This is a genomic window from Kitasatospora sp. NBC_00315, assembly GCF_041435095.1.
Taxonomy (GTDB): Bacteria; Actinomycetota; Actinomycetes; order Streptomycetales; family Streptomycetaceae; genus Kitasatospora.
This window is the reverse complement of sequence record NZ_CP108025.1, coordinates 68,043-92,401: the sequence shown is the minus strand read 5'-3', so window position 1 is coordinate 92,401 and position 24,359 is coordinate 68,043. Positions and strand designations below refer to the sequence as shown.

Here is a 24,359-nt window from a genome sequence, read left to right as displayed (position 1 = left end):
TTGTCCAGTGCCCTCGCTGTGCCGACTTGCGGTCCGGCCGCCTGGCGGCGAAGGGCCGGGTGCTGGTGCTGGTGCTGGTGCTGGTGCCGACGATCGAGCTGCTGGAGCAGACCGCCGGCGCCTGGTCGCTCAAGGGCGGGCGTCGGGGCCCTGCGGCGGCGGCGTGCTCGCGGGCGGAGGCGCTGGAGAGCGGGAGGCCGGCGGCCGCGTCCACGCCCAGGTGACCACGCAGGCCGCCCGGATCGCCGGCCTGGTCGCTTCGGAGAAGGAGGGTGAGCCGGTCACCGTCTACGCCACCTACGCCTCCCTCGAGCGCATCGTGAAGGCGCACAAGGAGTGCGGCCTCCCGGCCTGGGACGCCGTGATCATCGACGAGGCCCACCGGACGGCAGGATCCGAAGGTAAGGCGTGGGCGGCGATCCACTCCGACGACAAGGTCCCCGCGCTGCGCCGGTTGTACTTCAGCGCGACCCCGAAGATCGTCGACGACTCGAAGGCGAAGCCGGGCCTGGCCGACCGCACCGCGGGCGGCGACGGCCAGGAGCTGCCCGCGCTCTGCTCCATGACGGACACCCGCACTACGGCGAGAGCGTCTTCACCTGGACCCTCGGACAGGGCATCGAGCACGGCTACCTCGCCGACTACCGCGTGCTGGTGCACGTCGTCACCGACGAAGAGCTGCGCGAACTCCTCAGCCTCCCCACCGTTGCCGACCTGCGGTCCCAGAGGTCGAACGGGGAACTGCTGCGCCTGGCCCTGCAGATCGCGGTGCTTCGCGCCGTCGCGGACCTGGAGCTGCGCCGGGGCAAGACCCGGTTCCCCCGTGCTGGCCGGGGTGCGACAGTCCCTGGTGACAGGGCAACGGCGGTGCCTCTCCGGGAGGCCGCCCGCTCCCCGCTCCGCCGCCGTCCTGCCGCTGGCCCGGAGGCGGCCCGCTGGCTCCGGTCCCGTCGCTGGTGGTTAGGGTGAGCGGCGTGGAGATGAAGACGATCATCGAGGGCTTGGCCGAGGAGGCCGGGCGGCAGCGGCGGGAGAAGGTGTGGGAGCCCACCGGTGCCGATCGTGCCCTGGCTGCGCAGGTCGCGGCCGACCTGGCCGCCGCCGTCGGCCCCGCCCAGGCTCAGCAGGCGCAGGTGGACCGGTTGGAGGACCTGCGTGAGGCCCTCGCCGTCCTCGCCATCGCCACCTCCCGCATCCACGGACCCCTGGCCTGGCTGCTGGCCGCAGCCAGTACCGCTCTGACCCCCGTCCTGCACTGGCGTGCCCTGCCCGCCGACCTCGGCCGCAGCTTCGGCGCCGTCCTCGCCACCCCGGCCCAGTACGCCGAAGCCGAAGACGCCATCCGCCGTCTACAAGCCGCCCTCGCCGACATCGCCACCGCCTGAACCGCTGCGCCTGGCGGGCGGCGGCCGGCTTGCCCCGGGCTGTCCCAGCCCGCCCGGTTTGCCTGGTTTTGCCGGGACGGTCTCAGGCCATATCCCAGGTGGGAGTGTTTTCGACTGGGGGCTGGGCCAGGGTTGGGGCACGGCCTCGCGGTGGGCTGCTGACCCGCCCCACCGACGTTTGAGCGGCGAGGGTTTGTCTCATCGAGGTTTGACCACAGGGTTCAGAAGGGCCGAACGGAGCTGCTTGGAGCTTTTGGGGAGGGCGGCGGTTCCTGGCCGGTCCCGCGATGAATCGGGCGGGCGGTGGTCTGGTGGTTTCCGAGCGGCCTCACGGCGGTTTTCGGTCGTTGCCGGTGGCGTGGGCGCCGGGATGTGATGTTCGGGCCCCGGGCGGTGATCGCGGCCAGCATGCTCGTTGGTGGCGGGGCTTTCCCGTCGGTCAGTTGGGATGTTCGGATCGTCGCGGGCCTCTTGCGGTGGCGGTGACCAGGGCCACCGATGGCGGCCACGCTCATCTGCCGTTGGGGAGCCGGCGCGGGCGGACACCGAGATGGAGAGGCATCCCATGTCCTCGCGTTCTGCTTTACGCCCGTCGCCCCGCGGGTGGCGTCGGCGGGTCACCGCGCTGGTGGCGTCCGCTGCCCTGGTCGTGACCGGACTGGCCGCCGTGGCCGCTCCGAGCGCGCAGGCGCTCGCGCTCGCGCCCGCGCCGGTGGCGTACGTCGCCGACCTCATGGACAACGCGGTCAGGGTGCTCGACACCGCCACCAACACGACGGTCGCCACCATCCCTGTGGGCAGCAGCCCGACCGGGGTCACGGTCTCCCCGGACCTGGCGCACGTCTACACCGCCAACAGCGACTCCGGGTCGGTGTCGGTGATCGACGCCGCCACCAACACGGTGGCCGCCACCGTCGCGGTCGGCTCCAGCCCCGTCAAGCTCGCGCTGTCCCCGACCGGCAGCACCCTGTACACCGCGAACTTCGGTGCGAACAGCATCTCCGTCGTCGACACCGCGACCGCCACGGTGACCGCGACGGTCGCGGTCGGCAGCGGACCGTTCGGCATCGCGCTCACCCCGGACGGCTCCCGCGCCTACGTGTCCAACAACAACGGCAACACGGTGTCGGTGATCGACACCGCCACCAAGACCGTCACCGCCACGGTGGGCGTCGGCGCCAAGCCGAACGGCATCGCGCTCACCCCGGACGGCACCCGTGCCTACGTGGGCAACCAGAACGGCGCGTCGGTGTCGGTGATCGACACCGCCACCAACACCGTGGCCGCCACGGTGGCGGTCGGCATCGGCCCGTTCGGCCTCTCGCTGTCCCCGGACGGGTCCCGCGTCTACGTCAGCAACAACAGCTCGTCCTCGGTGTCGGTGATCGACACCGCCACCAACACGGTCACCGCGACCGTCGGCGTCGGCAACGGCCCGTTCGAGTCCGCGTCCACCCCCGACGGCTCCCACCTCTACGTCCCCAACGGCTACGCCGGGACGGTGTCGGTGATCAGCACCGCCACCAACACCGTCACCGCGACCTTCCCGCTGGGCTCCTTCCCGTACGCCATCGCCTTCGGCCACGGAGCAGCGGCCGCACCGACCGCAGACCTGACGGTGGCCGTCACCGACTCCGCTGATCCCGTCAGCCAGGGCGACCCGCTCACCTACACCACCACCGTCACCAACCGGGGCCAGAGCAACGCCACCGATACCACCGCCACGCTCACCCTGTCCGGCGCAGCACACACCATCGCCTCGGCCACCGCCTCCCAGGGCACCTGCACCATCACCGCACCGGCCGTCACCTGCACCCTCGGTGCCCTGCCCAACGGCGCCTCGGCCACCGTCACGGTCACCGTGACCACGGGCGCGACCGGCACGGTGACTGCGACCGCCACTGCTGCCGCCACCGAGGCGGACCCGGCCTCCGCGAACAACACCGCGGCCCAGTCCACCACCGTCAACACCCCGCCGGCCTCCGACGTCGCCGTCGACGTCACCGCGCAGCCGCACCTGGGCATCCTGGTGCCCTACCTCACCTACACCCTCACCGCCCGCAACACCGGCCCCGCGCCGCTCACCTCCGCGACCGTGACGGCCACCCTGCCGCCCGGCGCCACCGCCACCAACCTCCCCGCCGGATGCACCACCACGGCGGGCACCGTGACTTGCACCTACGGCGCGCTCGCCAACGGAGCCGCCGTGAGCAAGACGTTCCAGATCCCGCTGCACCTGCTCTCTCTCGGCGTCGCCCACGTCACCGGCACCCGCACCGCCTCGGCACCGGCCGACCCCGACGCCGGCAACGACAGCGACACCGCCACCTGCACCGTCGTCAGCATCCTCCTGGCCACCTGCTCGGGCTGACCCGGTACCACCCGGCGGGCAGGCGCCAGCCCCGCCCGCCGGGCACTGCCACCTGTACAAGGGCAGGTCGCCCTCGGCTCGGCGATCGGCCCCACCCTTCATACTTCGATGAGACTGATCAAAGTTCGGGGAGAAGGGTCAGCCGAACACCGTCGCCTGCTGTACCGCCCGTTCTCCGAACCCGCCACTGATACCCCTGTCCAGGGCGACGGGCAGGCCCGGCTGCTCGCCGTCGAGAGGGCCCCGTTCCTGGAGCCGGTCCTTGAGGATGTCGCTGTGCCCGAGGCCGCGCCGGGCGGTTGCCACCGGCTGGGGTCGGGCGCCCTTGCCAGGCCGGCCGACGGATCCGAGGACTGAGCGCGCCCCGTGCGTTCGCGGCCGTCGGTGGCCGTGCGTCGCCAGACCTCCGGTCAAGCGGTCCGGAGCCGGTCGCTTTCCGGTGGCGGGGCGGACGGCGCGGACTGTCGCCTGTTCAGGTGAACCGGGTCGTGTTGGGGCGCTCCGGAACCGTTTCGGAGGGTTGGGTGGGCTGCGGTCGGGTCGTATGCGACCCGGTCTGTGCGAACTGACCCCCGAGCGATGGAGTGTTCCTTGAAGACCGTACTCAGAGCTCTGCTCGCCGTGCCGCTGCTGGCGGTGACCACGGCCGCGCTGCCGGCCTCGACGGCGGCCGCGCAGTCTGCTGACGTGTCGTGTGACCAGGGTGTCTGCCAGGCGCCGTTCACGACGACGGGGGGTTGGACCGAGTTCACGGTGCCCGAGGGCGTCACCAGCATCACCGCGTACATCTGGGGTGCGGGCGGTGGCGGGGCGGGGGGCGCCACCGGTGGCGCGGGCGGTGGCGGGGGCGGCACGATGACCTCTCCCGGGATCGTCGCGGGTGTCCGCCACGGTGGTGGCGGCGGGGGAGCCGGTGGCGGCGGCGGAGCGGGCGGGACCGGCGGCGGAGGGGGCACCTACGCCACCGGCCGTTTCACCGTCACGCCGGGCCAAACGCTGAAGATCTTCGTCGGGACCGGCGGCAAGGGCGGCAGCGCCAACACCGCGAACACCACGGGCGGCACAGGAGGCAAGAACGGCTCCGGCACGGCGGGCAACGACGCCTACAACCCCGCCGACGGCGGAATCGGGAGCGGCTCCAACATCACCGACCCCAGCAAGGGCTGGCTCCTGGACGTCAGCGGAGGCGGCGGCGCCCACGCGGCAGGCGGCGGCAAGGGCGGCCAGGGCGGCTGCTCCGGCAACACCGGGTCCAAGTGCGACTACGGAGTCGACCCGATCGGCCAGTACCCCCCGAAGTACATGTTCCGGGGCGGCGACGGGGGAGAGCCCGGCCAGGGCGGCGTGGCCAGCGAGCCCAGCTCGGGCGGTGCCGCACAGATCGGCGCTTCGGTCGAGGGCTCCCGTTGGGACCCGCCCGCCACCGCCGGACGGGGCACCGCCGGGGGCTCGGGCATGGGCGGCGGTCCCGGGGGCGAGGGAGCCCAGTTCAACTCCGATGCGCCCGCCGTGGGCGGGCAGGCGGGCGCCGGCGGCGCCGGCGGCTACGGCGGGGAGGGCGGTTCCCCCATCAACGACAGCTCGATCGCGCTGCCCGAGGGCGTCGGCCAGGGCGGCGACGGCGGATCAGGGGGCCAGGGCGGCGACGGAGGCGCCGGAGCGCGCGGCGGCCACAGCGAGTACCTGCCCGAGAACATCGGAAAGGACGGCCAGAACGGCGAGGTCGGTACCGCCGGCCGAGACGGCGGCGACGGCTACGTCCTCCTCACCTGGGACGACCCCGCCTGACAACAACCGGCCCCGGCGCCCTGGCCGCCCGCAGTGTCGGACGACCGGCACTGACCTCGTCGCCGCGATGAGCACCCGGCGCCTCGTACGCAGGTCACAGCAGTGGCCCGCCGCCCCCGGGAAGGCAGCGGCGGGCCACCAGGTCGCACGGCTACGCCTGGAACTCGGCGCTCTTCACGCCGTAGAACGTGGCGTTCACCGGCCGGTTCTTCTCCAGCTCGCGGCCAGCTGCGTCCGGACCGCAGGCCCAGGCGCCACGGTCCGGGTACGCGGGTGCGTACGCACCCGCCCGGCCGGGCCAAGGCGAAGGCTCACCCAAGCCCGTCGGCGGCCCACAGCCCCAGACGACTCAGAGCTGAACGCCCGGCGGACTGGGCCTTCGCGCGATGGCTGGCCGAGCGGCAGCTGCAGTTGGCCAGGGTGCTCGCGATATCGGTCTCGCCGACCACGACGTCCTGGGTACGCATCACTTCTTCCCTGGCTGTCCGCGCCGACTGACCCGCCTGACAGTACCGGGCGGTGCTCCGGGTTGGACGCGGGGTGACCGGATGCAGTGCTGGAGGGGCAAAGGTCGCTGTCACGGGAGTTGCTCCGGAATCGCGATGGTGATTTCCAGTCAGTTTTAGCCCATTCGAGACTGCCGTATCGAGGGCGGTAGCTGGTCGGGTACGTCCTCCTACCGGCTTTTTGATGTGCGTGGGGCGAGTGGGTCTTTCGCGAGGATCTTTGCAGTCAAGCAAGATCAGGCCGAAGAATAAGTGAACCAATTCCGACTAGTGACACTTTCGGTCCAGCGGCATAGGTTACTCATTGTGTTCGACCTGGCCTGCACTCCGCGTGGCCGGGAAACGCTAAATGGGTGCGGTGAGTGCATTCTGCCTGTTGTCGCGGAAGTATGCGGCCGCACGGCGGGAGCACGGTGCCGCCGGATATCGAGGGGTACCTTATGCCTGACGTGGATCTCGGCGTGGCGACGGACTGGGACGAGGGCGATACTCACGGGCGAATCGGGCTGCGGCCCAGCCCGAAGTTCTCGGATGCCGGAAAGCAGGACGTGGTCATCAGCTCGCCGCTTGGTATCGAGCTCTCGGTGAACACGAACCATTCCACCAGCCAGGAGGGGGACAGGATCGTCTTCAGCACCTTCCACGGAACCGAGAAGAAGGTCATCGCCATTCTCGACTCCGCCGGCGACCTCTACATCGCCGGCCGTGTGATCCAGGGACAGGGCGATCTGTCCTACTGATCCTGTAGTGCGAGGCGGCCCGCCGACCTGATCGGCGGGCCGCCTCCGCGTGCTCGGCCGGCCCGGCGATCCTGCGCGATCGGCCCTGCGGCTTGCGCACCGGCGTGCGCAACGGGCTCTGCGTACCTGCGTACGGGCGGGGCGGTGCGCGGCCGGGGAGGGGCTGTCCGGGTGCTGTCACGGTGTCGGATGCTTGATTGTGTGACGTCGCGTCGAGGCGTGTCTGGGCCCTGCTGGTGGGTCTGGTTCAGGCCGCGGCGGGCAGGCCGGCGGCGCCGGTGATGTGGTCCCAGATGACGTGTCGGATGGCAGCACCAGCACCCGGGGGACCCGGCACTGCTTCTTCGTCAGTTTGGCCATGAACCGCTTGGCGGCCTTGGCGTCCCGCTTCGACTGGACCAGGACGTCGAGCACGTTCCCGTCGTGGTCCACGGCCCGCCACAGGAAGTGCCGCTCACCGTTGATCTTGACGAAGACCTCGTCCAGGTGCCACTTGTCGCGGGCCGCGGGCCGCCGCCGGCGCAGGCCGTTCGGCCTGCCCGAACTTCAGGCACCAGCGGCGGATGGTCTCGTAGGACACGGTCACACCAGGCTGCAGCATCAGCTCCTCCACCTCCCGGAAGCTGAGCGGGAAGCGGAAGTACAGCCACACGCAATGCGAGATGACCTCCACCGGATATCGGTGGTTGCTGTACGACGGCAGCACGGACGACACGGACGATTCCCCTCCCGGACACCGATGGCCCGAAGATCATCCCAGACCGCCCGACAACGTGACAGCATCCTCCGGAACGACGGGATGACAGCCTGGGGGAATTGCGTGACCGTCCACACCTGATATTGGCGAACCGCCGCCGAACGGCTGTGGCAGCATGCGGCCATGCCCTTCCCGCACCCCGACGGCGACTACGCGATCACCGTGATGTACTCGGTCCCGGACGACGCCTGGTATCTGGAACTGCACCTTGTCGCCGATCAACGAGCTCTTGTGACCGCCGTTGTCCCCGACGAGGACCCGGTGCGGGAGCCGATGCTGTGCTTCGACCCCCGGGGTGGACACCTGGACATCCCGTACCAGGTCATGCGCTGGTTCATGGATCGGGTCGAGGAGGAGATCCGCAGGTCCCGCGCCTGGATGCGGCTGCGGCCGGAGCTTGTCGAGGTCATCCACCGGCTGCGCCAGGAGTACCTGGGTCGCATCGATGACGACGACTTCCCCCGTGTCCTGGCGGAGGTGCGCACCGCCGTCCCAGCAGCCGACCTCCCCGCCGTCCTCGCGTCGGCCGTCGGGCGGAAGCCCGACGGCACCCCGGTGGGCTCCTGACCGCGTTGCGACGGGACGTCAATGAACCGGTTCGAAGAAGAGATACGCATCCCCGAGCGCGTCTGAGGCAGTGGACTCACCGAGTTCTTCGAGGAGTTCGCAGATCCGGCCGGAGATCGCGGTGTGCCGTTCGACCTCACGAGGCCAACCACGTTCGACCGCGTCCTGGACCAGCCCGTGCTCGCGGGCCGGCCGTTCCCGCAGCCGCGGAACGTACTCGCTGGTAGTGAAAAGGCAGGTCCGCTCCGCCGACCACGACGGTCAACCCGAGACCTCGGGCCGGTCGGCGGCTCGGCTGACGGCGTAGGAAGCCCGGCAGCCGCAACGCTCCGGTGCTCGGAAGACGTCAGGCCGTTCGTTCGCTGCTTGCTACCGGGCCCTGTGCTCGGAAGACGTCAGGCCGTTCGTTCGCTGCTTGCTACCGGGCCCTGGGGCCGGGGGCGGGCGGGGTGCGCGGTCGCAGGCGCTCTCCCTGCGGCCCGAACATGATCAGGTACTCGACCGGGCCGCCGGGACCGGCGTTCGCGACCCCATGGGGATTGCGGGTGTCGAACTCGGCGACGTCCCCGGCACTCAGGACGAGGTCCTGGTCGCCGAGTGCGAGCCACAACCGCCCGTACAGGACGCACAGCCATTCCCAGCCGTCGTGGGAGACCTGCCGGGGCCGCGCGGGCGGCTCTTGGACGGCGGGTAGGACGTGCTTGTGGGCGTGCAGGCCCCCGACGTACCGGGTCAGCGGCAGCACCGCCTTGTCGTCGCCGAAACGCTGGAGCGCGGAGGTGCGGGGCTCGGCGGCGGGAGCGGTGCCGGCCAGCTCGTCCAGGGAGACGCCGTACTCCTTCGCCAACTGCAGCACCACTTCCAGGGTGGGCTTGCGTCGGCTGGTCTCGATCCGCGACAGCGTGCTCGGGGCGATGCCGGTCGCGCAGCTGACGCCGGTGAGCGTGGAGCCGCGGTGTTCGCGTGCGGCCCGCAGCCGGGGGCCCATCGCCGCCAGCGTGTCGGCCACTTCGTCGCCTGTCACCCGCTCTGCTCCCTTCCGGACGTGCCGTTCCACCATCCTGTCCTGCAAGTTTGCCAGATTGGCAAGGGTAATCGCGGTGGACGGTCGCTGCGCCGCATGATCGATGCGTACCTGCGTCCACCCGCGAACCGAGAGAAGACCCCATGCAGCCCGAGCTGTCCGCCGCACTCCGCCACCGCACCGTCGATGCCCCTGCCGGGCGCCTGCACCTGGTCGAGCAGGGCACCGGCCCGCTGGTCCTGCTCGTGCACGGCTTCCCCGAGTCCTGGTACTCCTGGCGCCGCCAGCTCCCGGCCCTCGCCGCGGCCGGCTACCGGGCGGTGGCGCTCGACGTGCGCGGCTACGGCCGCTCCTCCAAGCCTGCGGAGACCGATGCCTACCGGATGCTGGACCTGGTGGAGGACAACGTCGCCCTCGTGCGCGCCCTCGGCGAGGAGAACGCGGTGGTCGTCGGCCACGACTGGGGCTCCAACATCGCCGCCACCTCTGCCCTGCTCCACCCCGAGGTCTTCCGGGCCGTCGCCCTGCTGAGCGTCCCGTACGCGCCGCCCGGCGGCCCCCGCCCCACCGACATCTTCGACCAGATCGGCGGCCCCGAGCAGGAGTTCTACGTCTCCTACTTCCAGGAGCCCGGCCGCGCCGAGACGGAGATCGAGCCTGACGTGCGGGGCTGGCTCGCGGGCTTCTACGCCGCCCTGTCCGCCGACACCATGCCCACCCAGGGCGAGCCCGAGCCGCACTTCGTCTCCCACGGCGGCCAGCTGCGTGACCGTTTTCCGGCCGGCATCCTCCCGGCCTGGCTGGCCGAGGACGACCTCGACGTTTACGCCGGAGAGTTCGAGCGCACGGGTCTGACGGGCGCCCTCAACCGCTACCGCAACGTGGACCGCGACTGGGAGGACCTCGCCCCCCACCGCGGAGCCCCGATCAAGCAGCCATCCCTGTTCATCGGCGGCGCCCTGGACGCCTCCACCACCTGGATGTCCGACGCTATCGACGCCTTCCCCACCACCCTCCCCGGCCTGACCGCCTCCCACCTCGTAGAGGGCTGCGGCCACTGGATCCAGCAGGAACACCCCGAGGAGATCAACCGTCTGCTGACCGGCTGGCTCAACACCCTCACGGGTTGAACCGCCAGGCGTGGCCGGGGCTTCCATGCACGGAACAGATCGGCCCGCGTACCCGAGCGCAGCGGCTACGGCCGGGTGCTGCGTGATTCTCACAAATGACCAGTTGCGAGAGTTCTGCGAACACACCGGTACTGCTCACGAATCCGCAGGTGGCCGTTCGCAGAACCCGTCCTGGCTGGGTAGGTGACGGGCGGGCGACTCCACATGTAGGTGAGTCCTGACTCCACCCGGTGCTCTGGGGATCCCCTTGGGTAGGTGAGATTTGACTCCAGCTGCTGGTGCAGGAAGGGCGATCGGGTCCAGGCCATGCAGGAGCCGCCGGGCCGGTGGTCTAGGGATTGGTTGCCTGGCGGTAGGTGGCGCTGTCCTCGACGTAGCGGTGCAGCAGGCGGGCGAACCGGATGCGGTCGGTTGCAGCCCACTGAGCGGTGATGAGTTCGAAGATCTGGCGCTGCTGGGCTGCGAAGTGGGCTCGCAGGGTGTGCCCCTCGGTGGTGACCTCCAGGACGGTGCGGCGGCCGTCCTGCTGGGAGACGGCGCGGCGCAGGTAGCCGCCGGAGATGCAGTCGGAGACCATCCGGCTGGCGACCGACGGGTCGGTGATGAGTTCCTCGGCCAGGGTGCCGACCGTCATCTCACCGGTCGCGTCGGCCACAACGTTGAGGACCAGGAGGCGGGAAGCGTCCTTTCGGGAGGTCGGAGCGTGACGGCGCAGCCGTGAGAAGTCCGGTCCGATGCCTTCCAGCAGCGTCTCGTCGTCCATGGGTGTGTCGTCAGTGCTCATGCCCCCCACTCTAAGCGAAGGAGTCGGAGCATGCACAAGTCTGATGTCAAGCATATGTATGCTGTGTGTCATGTAATCCCGTCCATCGGGGACCCGCGGGCGCGGGATCGAATGTCAGAGCAAGGGAATCGGCCATGACCATCACAGCCATCACCAACGCGCGCGTCTTCGACGGCGAGCGCGTCTTGCAGGAGAGGACCGTCGTGGTCCAGGACACGCGGATCGCGGCCGTCGGCGGCCCGGTGCCCGCCGGGGCGCAGGTGGTCGATGCCGATGGCGGGACCCTGTTGCCGGGTCTGTTCGACGCCCATGTCCACACCGGCGAGCCCGCCCTCGCCCTGGCGCTGCGGTTCGGAGTGACCACCGAGCTGGAGATGCAGGGCATCAACACCGAACCCAACCGCGCGCACATCACGGACAACGACGCAGTCGCCGACGTGCGCTCCGCAGGCTTCGGGATCACCCCGCCCGGTGGCCACCCCAGCGAGCTGATCCCCGAAGGCTTCACGTTCGGCGGCGGTCAAGGGGCTCCGCAGCGGCGCCCGGCCACCATGCCGGTGATGCCCTTCTCCAGCACCCCGCAGGAAGCCGTCGACTTCGTCCCGCAGCTGGTCGCGTCGGGCTCGGACTACATCAAGTTCATGGTCGACGACGGCAGTGTCGAGGGTCACCCCGGTCTGCCCATGCTCGACCAGGCCACCTTGAACGCCGGGGTCGCCGAGGCCAAACGGCACGGCATGCTCACCGTCGCCCACACCCTGACCGTGGATGCCACCCGGATGGCGATCGAGGCCGGCATCGACGGCCTGGCCCACCTGTTCATGGACCAGCCGCACACCGACGAGATCATCGACCTGGTCGCGGCCTCCGGCGCGTTCGTGATCCCCTGCGTGGTCCTGGACGCCTCCATGATGGGCATCACCGGCCACGCCCTGGCCCAGGACCCGCGGGTCAGCTCCCGCCTGGACCGGGCCTGGCTGGACACCCTGAACAGCAGCTACAACGGCTACCCCCAGGGCAGGCTGCAGGACGTCCTCGACTCGGTCAAGGCACTCCACGACGCCGGCGTCGACATCCTGGCCGGCACCGACGTCTCCCTGCCCGAGACGTTCCTGGGCGGCATGGCCCACGGCGCCAGCCTGCACCACGAACTCCAGTACCTCGTCCAAGCCGGCCTGACCCCCCTCCAGGCCCTGCGTGCCGCAACCCACACCCCCGCCCACCGCTTCGGCCTGGACGACCGCGGACGCATCGCCGCAGGACTGCGAGCCGACCTGCTCCTGGTCGACGGCGACCCCACCACCACCATCAGCGACACCCTTAACACCCGCGCCGTCTGGCGCCGCGGCACCCGCCTCACCGCCGCCTGACACCGGACCGGCTCTGCGCACCGGGAGAAGACCTCCGGTACGCAGAGTCCCAGGTAACTGGATCGGATACGTTGGAAGCCATGCCTCAGCGGCGGCTGTCTCCGAGGACAAGGAAGCTGGAGAGCACCCGACGACGAGCAGGCCGCCCACGAACTGGACCGGGTCACCGCGATGATCCTCGGTGCCGGACGATCGTCCCGCCGGCTCGGCCGATCGGCTGGACCGCCTCGTCCGTGCCGGTCACCGGGGCGCCTTCGCAGAACGTGTCGGCCGGTCGATCCGTACCGCGGCAGGCCTGTCGGCCGCGAGCAGGTGGCCGTCGGGTTCGGACTCCGGCCAGCACGCGGTAGTACCTGCGGGCGGATAGCTCGGTGATCCTCGGCCGGCCTCGGTACTGAACGACGAATCACCCGAACGGCCCCGCGTACATGCCGCCGCCGCGGTGAGCCGAGAGCTGTCGGCGGGGTGGAGCCAGGGACAGTGGCCCCGTCCCGCCGGCCGGACGTTCACGGCGACGGCCGGGCGCCGGGCGCGGAACGGCGGTCGCGTCGTGCTCCCGGAGCCTGCGACGAGCGGGGGACGCCCGGGCCGTGCACCGCCGTACGCCCGGCCGTGCGCCTGGCGGACGACCGGGGCAGGCGCGCCGCCAGTGCGGGTTGGCGGGTTGCCAGTCACCCCGGGGTGACCCAGGATGGGCGCGACAAGCGGCTGTCCGCGCGAAAAGCGGTGGCTTCCGGCCCGACAGGGGATTCGGACATGGCCCGGTACTTCGAGAACGCCCAGGAGTCGCTGGTGTCCGACGCGCTGGCGGGCTTCGCCCGGGTGCACGCGGACCTGGTGGCCCATCACTCCGACCTCGGTTTCGTCCGCGCACTGCACGGCGCGCCGACCCGCCGGGTGGGCCTGGTGTCCGGCGGCGGATCCGGGCACGAGCCGATGCATCTGGGCTTCGTCGGAGCCGGGATGCTCGACGCCGCCTGTCCGGGCCAGGTCTTCGCGTCCCCGCACAACCGGCAGATCTTCGAGGCCTCCCGCGCCGTGGCCGGCGCCGAGGGCGTGCTGCACATCGTCAAGAACTACACCGGCGACCGCATCAACTTCGGCATCGCCGCCGAGCGGCTGGCACACGAGGGCATCCCGTGTGCCCGCGTCCTCGTCGACGACGACCTGGCGACCGACTCGGCGGAGATCGCCGTCGGCCGACGGGGCACGGCGGCGGCCGTCCTGGTGGAGAAGGTGCTCGGCGCGGCGGCGGACGGCGGCCTCGGCCTGGAGGCGCTGGCCTCGATGGGCCGGTCCCTCGTCGGACGCTGCCGGAGCCTGGCCGTCGCCTCGGCGGCCCACACCTCACCCGCCACCGGCCGGGCCGCCTTCGACCTCCCCGCGGACATGTTCGAGTACGGGGTCGGGATCCACGGCGAGCGGGCCGAGCGGTCCCTGCCGGCCGAACCGCTCGGCCCGCTGGTGGAACGGATGGCCGGGGCGCTCTGGGACGCGCTGGAGCCCGCAGCCGGAACGCCGGTGATCGCGCTGGTCAACGGGCTCGGCGCGGTGACCCGGCTGGAGTTGTACGCCGTCGTGAACGAGCTGGCGTACGTGCTGGAGCGCCGGGGGACGCCGATGGCGCGGAGTCTGGCCGGCGACTTCGCGACCGCCCTGGACATGCGGGGCTTCTCGATCTCGCTGCTCCTCGCCGACGAGGAGATCCTCGGTCTCTACGACGCGCCGGCGCACACGCCGCAGTGGAACCGGTCGGCCATCGGCTAGAAGGGAGTGTCGCAATGGACTTCGACGGCACGTTCACCGAGGAGTGGATGCGGCGTTTCGCGATGTCGGTGGCGGCGACCGAACGCGAGTTGACCGCCTTCGACCAGCAGGTGGGAGACGGCGACTTCGGCGCCAACCTCCGGACGGGCACCGGCTTCGCGGTGGCGGCGCTGGACCGGTTGCCGCCCGGGCCGCGTACCGCCGCCGCGCCGCTTCGGACGGCGGCCACCGCCTTCCTGGACGAGGTCGGCGGGACGAGCGGCCCGCTGTTCGGTCTCGTCCTGCAGGAACTCGCCGTCGCCGTCGGCCCTGGGCTGACCTCGGCGACCCTGGCGGCCGGAGTCACCGGGGGACTGGCCGCCGTGCAGCGAGTGGGCGATGCCCAGCCGGGTGACAAGACGTTGGTCGACGCCCTCGATCCGGCGGCCCGAGCGCTGCAGGCTCTCGCCCCGGACGTCCGCCCCGACGAGGCGCTGGCGATCGCGGCCGACGCGGCGTTCGCGGGGGTGCGGAGCACGATGTCCCAGCGGGCCCGCCGCGGGCGGGCGAGCTACCTGGGTGAACGGGCCTCCGGCGTACCCGATCCGGGCGCCCTGGGCGTGGGCGTGCTGTTCGCCTCGGCCGGGCGGCAACTGACCGGCCTGGCGGAGTTCCTGCGGGAGCGGTGAGCCGCGGTCCCGGACGGAGCGTCGGGGCCGTGCGCGCCGGTGCCGGCCCACACGGCCCCGACCCGGTTCGCGCGGGCGCGGTGGCGGTGTGCCGTGCGGTCCTAGGCGGTGGTGGCGAACCTCCGGCTCTTCGCCCAGTCGACGAGACCGGGCTCGGCGAGGTCGGGGACCCAGAGGTCGACCGCTGCCGCCTCCTCCTCGGACGGGTGGGCTCCGACGCCGAGGATCCGCAGGCCCGCCCGACCCGCGGCCCGGATCCCGCAGTACGAGTCCTCGACCGCCAGCGAGTCGGCCGGCTCGGCACCGCACAGGGCGGCCGCGGTCAGGTAGACGTCGGGGGCCGGCTTGGGCAGGACGTCGTCCCCCGGCACCACCACGTGGGCGAAGTACGACAGCAGCCCGGCGCCCTCCAGGCAGGACTCGACCACGTCGAGCGGGCAGTTGCTGGCGACCGCCAGAGGCGCGAAGTCGGCGACCCGGCGCACGAGTGCGGCGGCTCCGGGCATGGTGGCGGGGTCGTCGGCGACGAGCTTGCGGAAGGCGTCGAGCAGGTGGGCCGTCATCGGCTCGGCCTGGGCCGGCTCACCGGCGACCTCGGCCATCAGCCGGCCGCACTCCGTGTAGTGCAGTCCCTTGGCCCGCGTCGCGAAACCGGCGTCCGGGGCGACGCCGTAGCCGCGCAGGACCAGGTCCCGCGCCTCCTGCCAGTGGAGTTCGGTGTCCATCAGGGTGCCGTCGCAGTCGAAGACGACGGCGCTGGGGGTCCAGTCGAGAACGCGCGCTGCAGTCATGCCTGTAGCCCTTCTTGGGGAGAGGAGAGCACGCCCGGTGCGGCACGGCCGCGGCCGCGCCGGCGCGGTCCGCGCGCCGAGGGCCCGACCTCTGGCGACTGCGCTCGGCCGGGCGACCGGCGGTGCGCCGTGGAGCCGGGCCCGGGACGGTCGCCCGGGGCGCTCGGTCCGGAGGGACAGTCCGGACATAACGGTCGCAACGTTACGTTCGTTATTTTTGTAGTCAAACGACCGCGCAGCGTGTCGGCGGGGAGTTTTTCGCAGCACGTGACCGGCCGGCGGTCCGGCGCGCCGCCGGCAGGGGAACCGGCGGGTCAGTGGCCCGTCGCACAGGCGACCGGGCGCCGACGGATCAGTAGTCCATCGCCCCGACCGCCGTGACGCCGGCGGCCTGCCGGATCCGGAACACCGCCGTACGGCCGTGCAGTGTGCAGTCGACCTGGGCCCGGGGCGCGAACTCGGTGAAGCGCAGCGCCCCGAACCGGCAGGCGACCGGCCGCACCAGCCGGCCTGCGCTGCGGATCGCGACGGCTTGGCGGGCGGCCTCCAGCAGCACCACCCCGGGCACGTGGTCGCTGGGGTGGTCGAAGAAGAAGGGATGGCCCGGATCGGCCGGATCTACGCACAGTCGGTCGCCGTACCGGGCGACGAGGAGGTCGCGTGAGGATCCCACGACCACGCGCGCCGGCTCGGGCCGCAGGCCGGCCCCGGCGTCGCCGGACACGTGAGGGAGGTCCCGGGGAGCCGGTCCGGGCCGCCCGCGCAGGCTCGCGTAGCGGGCGTCGTCGACGAACCGGGCGCCGCCCTCGGCGTGGGCGAAGCAGCGCGCCCCAGCCAGGAACCGGACCCGCAGACGCAGTGCGGTGAGCAGGCCGGTGCCCGGCGCGCGCCGAGGCTGTTCGGACGCGACCAGACAGGTGATCTCGTCGGCCCCGCGCCGGTTCGCCGGCTGCGCGGCGGCGTCGATCCGCCAGGACAGGTCGGTGATGAGGAAGTGCATGGACGTCGGGACGCCGAAATAGCGGTGCGGAATGTGGATGCCCAGTTGGCGGAGTGTCTCCACCACCATCAGGAAACTGTGCCGAACCTCCTTGCCACAGGGGACGGTGACATGGGAGTGCGGCCACCGCGCGGCGGCCTCGAACCGGCCGGGCCTTCTCAGGCGCACATCCGTCAGCAGTACCTCGGCGGGCGAGACACGGTGCACCGACTCGCGGGGCACGGTCTGCGAGCGGCTCAGCGGTCCCGCCTGTCGCAGCAGACCCGGCCAGCAGGACGGATCCCCTATATGCATACAGACAGAAAATACCAAACTCGCAGGTCTCGCATGTCTTGGACACCTCTCCGGAGTGCCGACCCGGTAGGTTTCACCCGTCGGTCCGACACTTCGAACGGGGACAGTGAAATCGTGCAGAGCCGTGCGGAAGTGACCCGACGCGCCGTCCTCGAAGCGGCGGCGCGACTGTTCAACGACCGCGGTTACGCGGGGACGAGCATCAGCGACATCAGTTGCCTGTCGGGCCGTACCAGCGGCGCGATCTACTTCCACTACACCAGCAAGGAACTGCTCGCGCTCGCCGTGATCAAGGAGCACTTCGCCACCTGGCCGCGCCTGATCGAGCAACAGGCGACGGTCGGCCGAATGCCCCTGGAGCGTCTGCTCCGACTGAGCTACGCCGTGGCCAGGGCCTTCCGCGACGACATCGTGGTCAGTGCGGGAGCCCGGCTCTGGGCCGAGCGCAGGGCCATCGACGTCGCCATGCCGGTGCCGTTCGTGGACTGGACGGACGCCGTGCGCGCGTTGCTGGAACAGGCCGCCGCGGCGGGCGAACTCGCGCCCCACGTCAAACCCGCGCAGGCGGCCCACGCAGTGGTGTGCGCCTTCTTCGGGCTGCACACCGTCTCGGACGCCCTGGACGGACGGACCGGCATCGAGGACGATCTCACCGACCTGTGGCACTTCCTGCTCCCCGCCCTGCAGGCGCGCCCGGACCCGGCCGCGCTGATCGCGGACGTGCGCGGCCCCCTGCCCCGGTCCGAGTTGCCGGCGCCCGCCCACGCTTCGAACTGACCGGTCGCCGACCGGCGGAGGCGAGGTGGGCGGCCCTTCCGGCAGGCGGTGCCGCAACCGCGCGAGAACGCGGTTTCCCCGGCCACTCTGTCGGATCTCCCCGCGGGGCGACCAGGAATCGAGCGTCCGGGTCCCTGGGCCGACTCCTGCCCGGCCGCGGCCGGCTGGTTGATTCTGGCCCGGACCAACTGCGGTACCAGGACCGAGTTCAGTGCTCCGCCGATGAGCAGGAAGTAGAGGCTCGCCGGCACGACGTTGGCCTGGTTGTAGGTCGTGGCCAGCAACGCGGTCCCCAGCGATCCGGCCTGCAGCACCTGTCCGATCAGCCCGGTCGCCCGGGACACCATCGTTCCCGCCGCCATCAGCACAGACGAGCGCTGCAGCCCGCTCTTCGCCTCGCCCGACTTCGCAGCGGCATGCCCCCCGGCCCCGCTTCCCCCGCACCCGCGCCGAATCCGGCGTTCCCTCCAGCATCCGCCCTACCTACGGCCCGGAGATCACCCGCCCGCACGCCGCCTCCGGCCTCCTCGCAGTGGGTCGGATAGGCGACCGGCGGGGGCCTGGTGTCGCCCGGCGGCGTCCTTCGGAATTCGTCATCAAACGCTCCGCGGCCGGCCGAACCCGGTCAGATGGTCTCGTCACCAGTACCCGTCGGTACTCGGCCGGCGGACTCCGTGACGATCGCGGCCGACGCTGCCGGGCTGCCCCACCCAACAACGGAGACCGGGCAACCCATTGCCCGTCATGCCCACTCCACGCCGTGCCCGGCGAGCTGCGCGGGCTGCCCCGGGCTCAGCTCGCCCAGCGGCCTTTCTGGTTGTTGAGCCGGGTGCCCAGCGCGAAGCGCTACACCACACCTGGTCCTCACCTCCAGGCCCGGCCTCCACGGTCTCCAGCGGCTGCTTGTGGGGGCGCGGCACCCGGGGACGGCCGTGCGCTCGACGTCGGCGGTCAGCGCTGCCAGGCCCTGCCGGAACCGGTCCGTGCGGGACACCGCCGGCTTCGCCTCGGCGGCCGCCAGCTCGGGGTCGGCCTCGATGCCGATCGCCGCCAGCAGGTCCCGCTGATCGGCCCCCAGGCCCGGCCACCCGGCCCGCTGCGCCAGCACCTATTGGCCGAGCTGCTCGCCTTCGAACACCGTGTCCTGCGGAAGCACGGTCCGGTCGACCAGGCCGTCCAACTTCAGCCACCACGACCGGGTGGTGGCGTAGGCGTCCCGCCAGGTGATCGGTCAGACCGGAGTCCACGGGGTCGATCTCCTCGAGCGCGCGGCCCCACTCTGGTGTGAGCACGTCCGTCTGGCCGGCTCATCAACCGTGCCAGCAGCAGTGCTGAAAGGCCTGCTGGATCTACTGTCCGGCGGCAGGTGTGGCGGCTGCCTGTCCACCACCGGACAGCTGAACCTCACGGCCCGTCGAAATTTGCTGTGAAACATTCGGGTGCCCTCGTGTCGTCATAGGACGGATACCGCGAGGGAACGGGAGATGACAGTGGGCACAGCTCGACATCGGGCGGCCTCGGAGGAGGACTTCGTCGCTTTCGCGACGGCCCGCAGCGGGCAGCTCTACCGGTCGGCGTACTTCCTCACCGGGGGCGACGCGCACCTGGCCGAGGACCTGGTGCAGGACACACTGGGCCAGATGTACACGCAGTGGCACCGGCTGCAACGGCCGAGCTGGGCAGGCCGGATCGACAACCCGGCCGGCTACGCCCGGACCGTGCTGGTCCGGGCCTACCTGACGCACCACCGCAGGCGCAGCAATGCCGAGCGGCCCAGCCAGGTGTTGCCGGAGGCGCCGGCGCCCGAGCAGGACGCGGCGCTGCGGCTGGCGTTGGTCGACGCCCTGGCCCAGCTTCCGCCGCGCGACCGGGCGGTGGTGGTGCTCCGTTACTGGGAGGACCGGAGCGTGGAGGAGACCGCGGCGATTGTCAAGGACAGCTCGGCGGCGGTGCGGACCAGGTGCACCCGGGCGCTGGCCCGGCTGCGGTCCCTCCTGGGGGCCGACCTGGCGGAGCTGGTGGCACGGTGAGCGGGCGGGACGATTCGGTGGATGGGGTCTTCGGTGAGTGGAGTGGCGAAGTGAGTGGCGGGGAAGAAGAGTTCGAGGTTCGGTTGAGCACGGCGTTCGGACGGGCCGCGGACGGTCTCGGTGTGGCCGCAGCCGCCCGGCTGGTCGATGGTGGTTTGGAGGCCGGACGGCGGCGCCGGCGGGGACGGCGGCGGACGGTCATGCTGGCCGGCGCGTTGACCCTGGTGGTGGCGGCGGGGGTGAGCGCGCTGACCCTTCCGTCCGGGCTGCCGGGGCGGGCCTCCGATGCGCTTGCCGCCGCTTCGGCGGGTGCGCCGGCGCCGCTCGACCGCGGGGTGACCATCCTGCTGATCGGGCTGGACGCCACAACCGACGCCCAGGGCCGACCGGCGCCTGCGGAACTGCTCCGCGGGGAGCTGCACACCGGGTCAGCCGACGTGGACAGGGCGGACACCCTGGTGCTGGTGCACATTCCGGCCGGGGGCGGGACAGCGCGTCAGCTGTCGATTCCCCGGGACGTGCTGGTCGACGCGGCCGGCGGCGGTGCCAAGGTTGCCATCAACCAGGTGTATGCGCAGGCCGAGGCTGCGGAGACGACACGCCTTCAGGGGCAGGGCGTTTCCGGAGCCGAACTGCGATGGCGCGGCCGGGAGGCCGGCCGGGCCGCGTTGATCCGGTCCGTGCAAGAGCTGGCAGGTGTGCCGGTAGACCACTTCGCAGAGGTCACGATGACCGGGTTCTACCGCGCCGCGCAAGCCGTTGGCACAGTGCCGATCTGCCTGAACCGTGCGGTGGACGACACGTTCAGCGGAGCGAGCCTGCCCGCCGGCCGCTCCGAGCTCGGCCCCGCGCAGGCGCTGGCGTTCGTACGGCAGCGGCACGGAGTGGGTGACGACTCGGACCTGCAGCGCACGCGCCGGGCGCAGGCGTTCCTCGCCGGGATATTGCAGAAGTTGCGTGCCGGCGGGGTGACGGCGGACGCCGGCAAGCTGGGGGCGCTCTACGACGCGGTGAAGGAGGACATGGTGGTCGACAAGGGGTGGAGCCCGGTCGACTTCGTCCGCCAGGTGCCCGCCTTCGCGCAGGGGCGAGCGGCAACCTCGGAGCTGCCGGTGCAGTACAAGGGCATGGTGCTGATGGCGGAGCCGGGCAAGGCGAAGGAGATTCTGACCGGTGAGGGAACGAGTGCGGCACCGGCTGTGAACGGGGTGCCATGCGTGGACTGAGCGGGCACGCGAGCTGACATCCAATTCGTCGTCGCCGCGACGACGTCCCCGACGGATCCGAGGACCGGCGGGCTGACCGCATCTCCGAAGACTGCTGGCGGCCGCCACCACATGGTGGCGGCCGCCAGTGCTTTCCCAGCGCCTCGGCAGCGTACCGCCGGGCATGCCAGCCCGGTCGGGGGTGGCCCGCTGTGCCCACTCGACGCCGTGCTCGGCCAGCTGAGTGAGATGGGCCGCCGACAGTTTCGCCCGGCGGGCTTTCTGGTTGTTGAGCCAGGCACCCGGCGCGAAGTGCGACACCACTACCTGGCCGTCCCCCGCGCGGCCGACCTCCACGATCTCCAGCACCGGCTTGTCGGGGCGCGGCACCGGGGATGGCCGTGCTGTTCGACGAAGGCGGCCGACCCCTGGGGGAAGGGCCGGGTGCGGCACGCCGAGTTCTACCCGGTGAAGAACCGCACAGCGTGAGCTCCGGTTCCCGGGGGCTGTCGCGGGGGTTGTCGCGACCTACCCCCTGTCGCGTCGGGGGCTGTCGCGTGCTGCTCGTGCTGGCACTCTTCCGAGTGATTGACGCACTGATCCCCTGATGGCCGGTCATCTACGGCGGTACACCGGGTGTCACGAGAGACCATCACGTCGATCCGGAGGTCCACGTGCACTTTCAGCGATCCGCTGTACGGCGAACCATCGCGTTGGCCGTCACGTCAGGGCTGGCACTCCTGACACCCACGGCCGCCACGGCCGCCCCGCACCCGCCGAAACCGCAGGTCTACGCCTACGTCACCAGCCTCGACGGCCACGTGTACGTGATCGACACGAGAACCAACAGGGTCCAGGGGCTCGGGACCACCACTGTCGGCGGTGGCCCGGACCAGGTGGCGGTCACCCCTGACGGTGCCGGTCTCTACGTGACGAACGCCCTCAAGTACGTGTCGGTGGTCAACATCGCGAAGACGACCGTCACGAACATCCCCTTCGACCAGAGCGAACTGTCTCCCGACATCCTCTACGGGGAAGCGATCGCCCCCGACGGCAAGCACGCCTACGTGGCCGTCCAGAACCCCTTCCACGGGGACAAGGTGTCGGTGATCGACACCGCCACCAAGCAGGTCTCCGCCACCATCCAGGTCAGCAGGCCCCACCAGGTGGTGATCAGTCCCAACGGCAAGCGCCTCTACGTCACCGGCGACAAGGGCGGCCTGTCCGTGATCAACACCACCAACGACCAGATCATCACCACCATCCACCTCGACGAGCCGGCCAACGGCATGGCGGTCACCCCCGACGGCAAGCGCCTCTACGTCACCGGGAACAACGGGACCGTCTCCGTGATCAACCTCGCGAAGCGGAAGATCGTCCACACCATCCCCGACGTCGGCACCGGCGGCGTGACGATCAGCCCCAACGGCAAACGAGCCTACGTGGTCGGCGTCGACAACAAGGCCAAGCAGGGCAAGGTGTCGGTGATCAACACCACCACCGACACGGTCACCAAGACCATCCCCATCGGCGACACCCTGCCGACCAACGGGTCCGGCAGGTACTTCCTTCCCTCGGAGGTTGCCGTCACCCCCGACGGAAAGAACGCCTACGTGGTCGGCTCCTACGGCCACGGGACACCCCAGGGGACGGTGTTCGCAATCGACACCGCGACCGACGCGGTGACCCCCATCGCCGTCGGCGCCGGCGACACCATGGGGGTGGCCACCGGCCGGCTGTGACGGCGGCACTAGCCTGCGCGTTTCATTCGGGGTCGCGTCCGGATCATGATCGGAAAAGCGAAAGTTCCTTCTGAGCTGCAACGATGAGGCTTGTCTAGGGGCTCTATCGTTCTAGTGGCTCAGCTCGGATCCTTGGCCGGGAAATCCGCTGATGTCAGTCCGAGGTGAGATCGTTTCTGCGTGACTCATGCGGCTGACGGCGGTAGGGAGAAGCGTCGAACACGCTGTCATTGCGCGGTATCGACTGACTGACGATGGGTTCGGTGGGCCGGGCGACCGGGCGGCTGTCCGCGCGGCCCAGAACCTCTGACCGAGGCGATTGAACGAGCCGATGTCGGCGAGTTCGACGGCAACGAGTTCGGGGGCGGTGAGGTGGTGCTCTTCGCCTACGGCCCTGATGCCGATGCGCTCTTCGCCGTCATGGCACCTGTCCTGCGCGACCTGCCGTTCCGCCCGGGGAATGTGGTGTTGCGGTACGGATCCGCGTCGGATCCCTCCGCTGCCGAACGGCTCGTGGAGCTGTAGCGCGGGTCGGCAGGGCACGTCAGGCGGCCAGCGCCGGGTACTCGGTCCAGGTGCGTATCGGCGAGTCGGGGGCGAAGTTGGACTTCGGCTCTGCGGGGGCGTTGCGCCAGCGCATGTAGGCGGCGATGGCGGCGTTCTGCTCGCCGTGGCTGCGGTGGTCGGTGCCGTTGAGGGCGAAGTAGCGCAGGGCGGCGAACTCGGATTCGATCCAGTTCAGCCAGGATCCGTAGGTGGGCAGGAAGACAAGTTCGGCGTTGTTGGCCGCGACCCAGGTCCGGACGTTCGGGTGCTTGTGCGGGGAGAAGTTGTCCAGGACGACGTAGAGCTTCTCACCGGGCCAGCGGGTGCGCAGGGACTTGAGCAGGGCCAGGAACTCGCGCCAGCGTTTGCGCTGGCGGATGCGGTAGTACATCTTCCCGGTGGCCAGGTCGAGGGCGGCGAGCATGTGCATCACCCCGTCGTAGCGGTTGTAGGCGGCCCGCAGCCGGCGCGGTGAGCCTGCCTGGCGCCACGCCTTGCCCTTGCGGGGCAGCAGGTTCAGCGGGCCGAACTCGTCCACGCAGACAACTCGGCCGTCGCTGGGCGGAGTGTCGTAGAGGGCGAGTATCCGGTGCATCTTGGCGATGAAGTCCGGGTCGTTCGAGGACTTCCAGGTCGTGGTGGTCTGCCAGGAGACCTTGCCCTCGCGCAGTATGCGACGCAGGGTCTCTCTGCTCATCGCCGGGACGACCTTCTGTTTGACCAGGTGCTCGGCGAGCTTGGTCAGGCTCCAGGTGGAGAACGCGGTGATCTTCCAGTCGGCGGGGGACGTCCGGGCGATCAGGCAGATGTGCTCGCGCACCTGGCTACCGATCGTCCTGGGGCGTCCCCCGCTCCATTTTGGGTCCAGTGCCTCGAACCCCCGCTCGTTGAAGGCATGGATGACGTCCCGCACGTAGTCGGCGCTGACCTGCATCAACGAGGTGGTGTCCGGCACCGACTGGCCCTGCGCGGACATCATCACCACGATCGCCCGCCGCAGTCTCACCGGGTCCTTCGCGGTCCGGCTGATCCGCTGCAGCCGACGCCCCTCTTCCATGCTCATCCGCCGGACGAACACTCCCGGACGACGCCCCACGACCACCTCCAAGATCAGATC

Annotated in this window: 23 protein-coding genes and 2 pseudogenes; 16 read left to right on the top strand and 9 right to left on the bottom strand. The window is 71.0% G+C overall.

Annotation, left to right across the window (positions count from 1 at the left end; all coding sequences use genetic code 11):
• The first annotated feature begins 26 nt into the window (after positions 1-26).
• The 4 genes from OG823_RS00445 (at position 27) to OG823_RS00430 (ending at position 3,756) form a co-directional block, all read left to right on the top strand.
• Positions 27-224, top strand: coding sequence for a hypothetical protein (locus OG823_RS00445; RefSeq protein WP_371476453.1), 198 nt, complete (start codon positions 27-29; stop codon positions 222-224).
• Entirely contained in the window at positions 164-964 is an 801-nt protein-coding gene (locus OG823_RS00440) for a DEAD/DEAH box helicase family protein (protein WP_371476452.1), read from the top strand. Before OG823_RS00445 ends, OG823_RS00440 begins: the two co-directional genes overlap by 61 nt.
• Before the next feature lie 16 nt (positions 965-980).
• The gene (locus OG823_RS00435) at positions 981-1,385 is read left to right on the top strand and encodes a hypothetical protein (RefSeq protein ID WP_371484256.1); all 405 of its coding nucleotides are present in this window, start codon (positions 981-983) and stop codon (positions 1,383-1,385) included.
• Between the two features lie 628 nt (positions 1,386-2,013).
• Complete coding sequence (locus OG823_RS00430) at positions 2,014-3,756, top strand: beta-propeller fold lactonase family protein (RefSeq protein WP_371476451.1); 1,743 nt, start codon at positions 2,014-2,016, stop codon at positions 3,754-3,756.
• A 138-nt stretch (positions 3,757-3,894) separates the two neighbouring features.
• On the opposite strand, the gene OG823_RS00425 is transcribed toward OG823_RS00430, so the two are convergent.
• Positions 3,895-4,062, bottom strand: a complete 168-nt coding sequence (locus OG823_RS00425) for a hypothetical protein (RefSeq protein WP_371476450.1) — start codon at positions 4,060-4,062, stop codon at positions 3,895-3,897.
• A gap of 285 nt (positions 4,063-4,347) precedes the next feature.
• On the opposite strand from OG823_RS00425, the gene OG823_RS00420 reads away from it, so the two are divergent.
• Positions 4,348-5,544, top strand: coding sequence for a hypothetical protein (locus OG823_RS00420; protein ID WP_371476448.1), 1,197 nt, complete (start codon positions 4,348-4,350; stop codon positions 5,542-5,544).
• Between the two features lie 311 nt (positions 5,545-5,855).
• Here OG823_RS00420 and OG823_RS00415 read toward each other — a convergent pair whose 3' ends face one another.
• The gene (locus OG823_RS00415; protein WP_371476447.1) at positions 5,856-6,011 is read right to left on the bottom strand and encodes a hypothetical protein; all 156 of its coding nucleotides are present in this window, start codon (positions 6,009-6,011) and stop codon (positions 5,856-5,858) included.
• Positions 6,012-6,490: 479 nt separating this feature from the next.
• Between OG823_RS00415 and OG823_RS00410 the strand changes: the two genes are divergently transcribed.
• Positions 6,491-6,790, top strand: coding sequence for a DUF6342 family protein (locus OG823_RS00410; protein WP_371476445.1), 300 nt, complete (start codon positions 6,491-6,493; stop codon positions 6,788-6,790).
• Between the two features lie 288 nt (positions 6,791-7,078).
• On the opposite strand, the pseudogene OG823_RS00405 reads toward OG823_RS00410, so the two are convergent.
• Positions 7,079-7,505: pseudogene (locus tag OG823_RS00405) on the bottom strand (IS6 family transposase); the annotation flags it as partial.
• Positions 7,506-7,670: 165 nt separating this feature from the next.
• Between OG823_RS00405 and OG823_RS00400 the strand changes: the two are divergent.
• A complete protein-coding gene (locus OG823_RS00400) occupies positions 7,671-8,114 on the top strand; it encodes a hypothetical protein (RefSeq protein WP_371476443.1) in 444 nt (147 codons plus the stop codon).
• 418 nt (positions 8,115-8,532) lie between these two features.
• Here OG823_RS00400 and OG823_RS00395 read toward each other — a convergent pair whose 3' ends face one another.
• On the bottom strand, positions 8,533-9,138 hold the full coding sequence (locus tag OG823_RS00395) for a helix-turn-helix domain-containing protein (RefSeq protein WP_371476442.1): 606 nt from the start codon (positions 9,136-9,138) through the stop codon (positions 8,533-8,535).
• A gap of 143 nt (positions 9,139-9,281) precedes the next feature.
• Between OG823_RS00395 and OG823_RS00390 the strand changes: the two genes are divergently transcribed.
• Positions 9,282-10,268: an alpha/beta fold hydrolase gene (locus OG823_RS00390; protein WP_371476441.1), complete on the top strand. Its 987-nt coding sequence runs from the start codon at positions 9,282-9,284 to the stop codon at positions 10,266-10,268.
• A 331-nt stretch (positions 10,269-10,599) separates the two neighbouring features.
• On the opposite strand, the gene OG823_RS00385 is transcribed toward OG823_RS00390, so the two are convergent.
• Positions 10,600-11,052 carry a MarR family winged helix-turn-helix transcriptional regulator gene (locus OG823_RS00385; protein WP_371476440.1) on the bottom strand — a complete coding sequence of 151 codons (453 nt, stop codon included), beginning with the start codon at positions 11,050-11,052 and terminating at the stop codon, positions 10,600-10,602.
• A 134-nt stretch (positions 11,053-11,186) separates the two neighbouring features.
• On the opposite strand from OG823_RS00385, the gene OG823_RS00380 reads away from it, so the two are divergent.
• The 3 genes from OG823_RS00380 to OG823_RS00370 all read left to right on the top strand — a co-directional run bounded on the left by OG823_RS00380 (position 11,187) and on the right by OG823_RS00370 (position 14,857).
• Positions 11,187-12,422 carry an amidohydrolase family protein gene (locus tag OG823_RS00380; RefSeq protein ID WP_371476438.1) on the top strand — a complete coding sequence of 412 codons (1,236 nt, stop codon included), beginning with the start codon at positions 11,187-11,189 and terminating at the stop codon, positions 12,420-12,422.
• 756 nt (positions 12,423-13,178) lie between these two features.
• Positions 13,179-14,189, top strand: a complete 1,011-nt coding sequence (locus OG823_RS00375; protein ID WP_371476436.1) for a dihydroxyacetone kinase subunit DhaK — start codon at positions 13,179-13,181, stop codon at positions 14,187-14,189.
• A gap of 14 nt (positions 14,190-14,203) precedes the next feature.
• On the top strand, positions 14,204-14,857 hold the full coding sequence (locus OG823_RS00370; RefSeq protein ID WP_371476435.1) for a DAK2 domain-containing protein: 654 nt from the start codon (positions 14,204-14,206) through the stop codon (positions 14,855-14,857).
• A gap of 101 nt (positions 14,858-14,958) precedes the next feature.
• Here the strand turns inward: OG823_RS00370 and OG823_RS00365 are convergent, their stop codons facing one another.
• Together OG823_RS00365 and OG823_RS00360 are read right to left on the bottom strand one after the other, a co-directional pair.
• On the bottom strand, positions 14,959-15,648 hold the full coding sequence (locus OG823_RS00365) for an HAD family hydrolase (RefSeq protein ID WP_371476434.1): 690 nt from the start codon (positions 15,646-15,648) through the stop codon (positions 14,959-14,961).
• Between the two features lie 352 nt (positions 15,649-16,000).
• Entirely contained in the window at positions 16,001-16,942 is a 942-nt protein-coding gene (locus tag OG823_RS00360) for a ScbA/BarX family gamma-butyrolactone biosynthesis protein (RefSeq protein ID WP_371476433.1), read from the bottom strand.
• A gap of 114 nt (positions 16,943-17,056) precedes the next feature.
• Here OG823_RS00360 and OG823_RS00355 point away from each other — a divergent pair, with 114 nt between their 5' ends.
• Entirely contained in the window at positions 17,057-17,719 is a 663-nt protein-coding gene (locus OG823_RS00355) for a ScbR family autoregulator-binding transcription factor (protein ID WP_371476431.1), read from the top strand.
• A 161-nt stretch (positions 17,720-17,880) separates the two neighbouring features.
• Here the strand turns inward: OG823_RS00355 and OG823_RS00350 are convergent.
• Positions 17,881-18,174 (bottom strand): annotated as a pseudogene (locus OG823_RS00350) (murein biosynthesis integral membrane protein MurJ); the annotation flags it as partial.
• 1,029 nt (positions 18,175-19,203) lie between these two features.
• Between OG823_RS00350 and OG823_RS00345 the strand changes: the two are divergent.
• From OG823_RS00345 to OG823_RS00330, 4 genes are all read left to right on the top strand, one after another.
• Positions 19,204-19,749, top strand: coding sequence for a SigE family RNA polymerase sigma factor (locus OG823_RS00345; RefSeq protein WP_371476429.1), 546 nt, complete (start codon positions 19,204-19,206; stop codon positions 19,747-19,749).
• Positions 19,746-20,975 (top strand): LCP family protein, encoded by a 1,230-nt coding sequence (locus OG823_RS00340; protein ID WP_371476428.1) that lies wholly within the window; start codon positions 19,746-19,748, stop codon positions 20,973-20,975. The genes OG823_RS00345 and OG823_RS00340 overlap by 4 nt, the downstream gene beginning before the upstream one ends.
• Before the next feature lie 207 nt (positions 20,976-21,182).
• Positions 21,183-21,443: a hypothetical protein gene (locus OG823_RS00335; protein ID WP_371476427.1), complete on the top strand. Its 261-nt coding sequence runs from the start codon at positions 21,183-21,185 to the stop codon at positions 21,441-21,443.
• Positions 21,444-21,628: 185 nt separating this feature from the next.
• Positions 21,629-22,696: a YncE family protein gene (locus OG823_RS00330; protein WP_371476426.1), complete on the top strand. Its 1,068-nt coding sequence runs from the start codon at positions 21,629-21,631 to the stop codon at positions 22,694-22,696.
• Between the two features lie 544 nt (positions 22,697-23,240).
• On the opposite strand, the gene OG823_RS00325 is transcribed toward OG823_RS00330, so the two are convergent.
• Complete coding sequence (locus OG823_RS00325) at positions 23,241-24,305, bottom strand: IS630 family transposase (protein ID WP_371476424.1); 1,065 nt, start codon at positions 24,303-24,305, stop codon at positions 23,241-23,243.
• Between the last annotated feature and the right edge of the window lie 54 nt (positions 24,306-24,359).

What these genes read in the sequence shown, in the direction of transcription:
- OG823_RS00390 (WP_371476441.1), top strand. Translation starts at nt 9,282, where the DNA reads ATGCAGCCCGAGCTGTCCGCCGCACTCCGCCACCGCACCGTCGATGCC.
- OG823_RS00325 (WP_371476424.1), bottom strand. Translation starts at nt 24,305, where the DNA reads ATGAGCATGGAAGAGGGGCGTCGGCTGCAGCGGATCAGCCGGACCGCG.
- OG823_RS00380 (WP_371476438.1), top strand. Translation starts at nt 11,187, where the DNA reads ATGACCATCACAGCCATCACCAACGCGCGCGTCTTCGACGGCGAGCGC.
- OG823_RS00415 (WP_371476447.1), bottom strand. Translation starts at nt 6,011, where the DNA reads ATGCGTACCCAGGACGTCGTGGTCGGCGAGACCGATATCGCGAGCACC.
- OG823_RS00365 (WP_371476434.1), bottom strand. Translation starts at nt 15,648, where the DNA reads ATGACTGCAGCGCGCGTTCTCGACTGGACCCCCAGCGCCGTCGTCTTC.
- OG823_RS00360 (WP_371476433.1), bottom strand. Translation starts at nt 16,942, where the DNA reads ATGCATATAGGGGATCCGTCCTGCTGGCCGGGTCTGCTGCGACAGGCG.
- OG823_RS00400 (WP_371476443.1), top strand. Translation starts at nt 7,671, where the DNA reads ATGCCCTTCCCGCACCCCGACGGCGACTACGCGATCACCGTGATGTAC.
- OG823_RS00370 (WP_371476435.1), top strand. Translation starts at nt 14,204, where the DNA reads ATGGACTTCGACGGCACGTTCACCGAGGAGTGGATGCGGCGTTTCGCG.
- OG823_RS00385 (WP_371476440.1), bottom strand. Translation starts at nt 11,052, where the DNA reads ATGAGCACTGACGACACACCCATGGACGACGAGACGCTGCTGGAAGGC.
- OG823_RS00345 (WP_371476429.1), top strand. Translation starts at nt 19,204, where the DNA reads ATGACAGTGGGCACAGCTCGACATCGGGCGGCCTCGGAGGAGGACTTC.
- OG823_RS00435 (WP_371484256.1), top strand. Translation starts at nt 981, where the DNA reads ATGAAGACGATCATCGAGGGCTTGGCCGAGGAGGCCGGGCGGCAGCGG.
- OG823_RS00410 (WP_371476445.1), top strand. Translation starts at nt 6,491, where the DNA reads ATGCCTGACGTGGATCTCGGCGTGGCGACGGACTGGGACGAGGGCGAT.
- OG823_RS00375 (WP_371476436.1), top strand. Translation starts at nt 13,179, where the DNA reads ATGGCCCGGTACTTCGAGAACGCCCAGGAGTCGCTGGTGTCCGACGCG.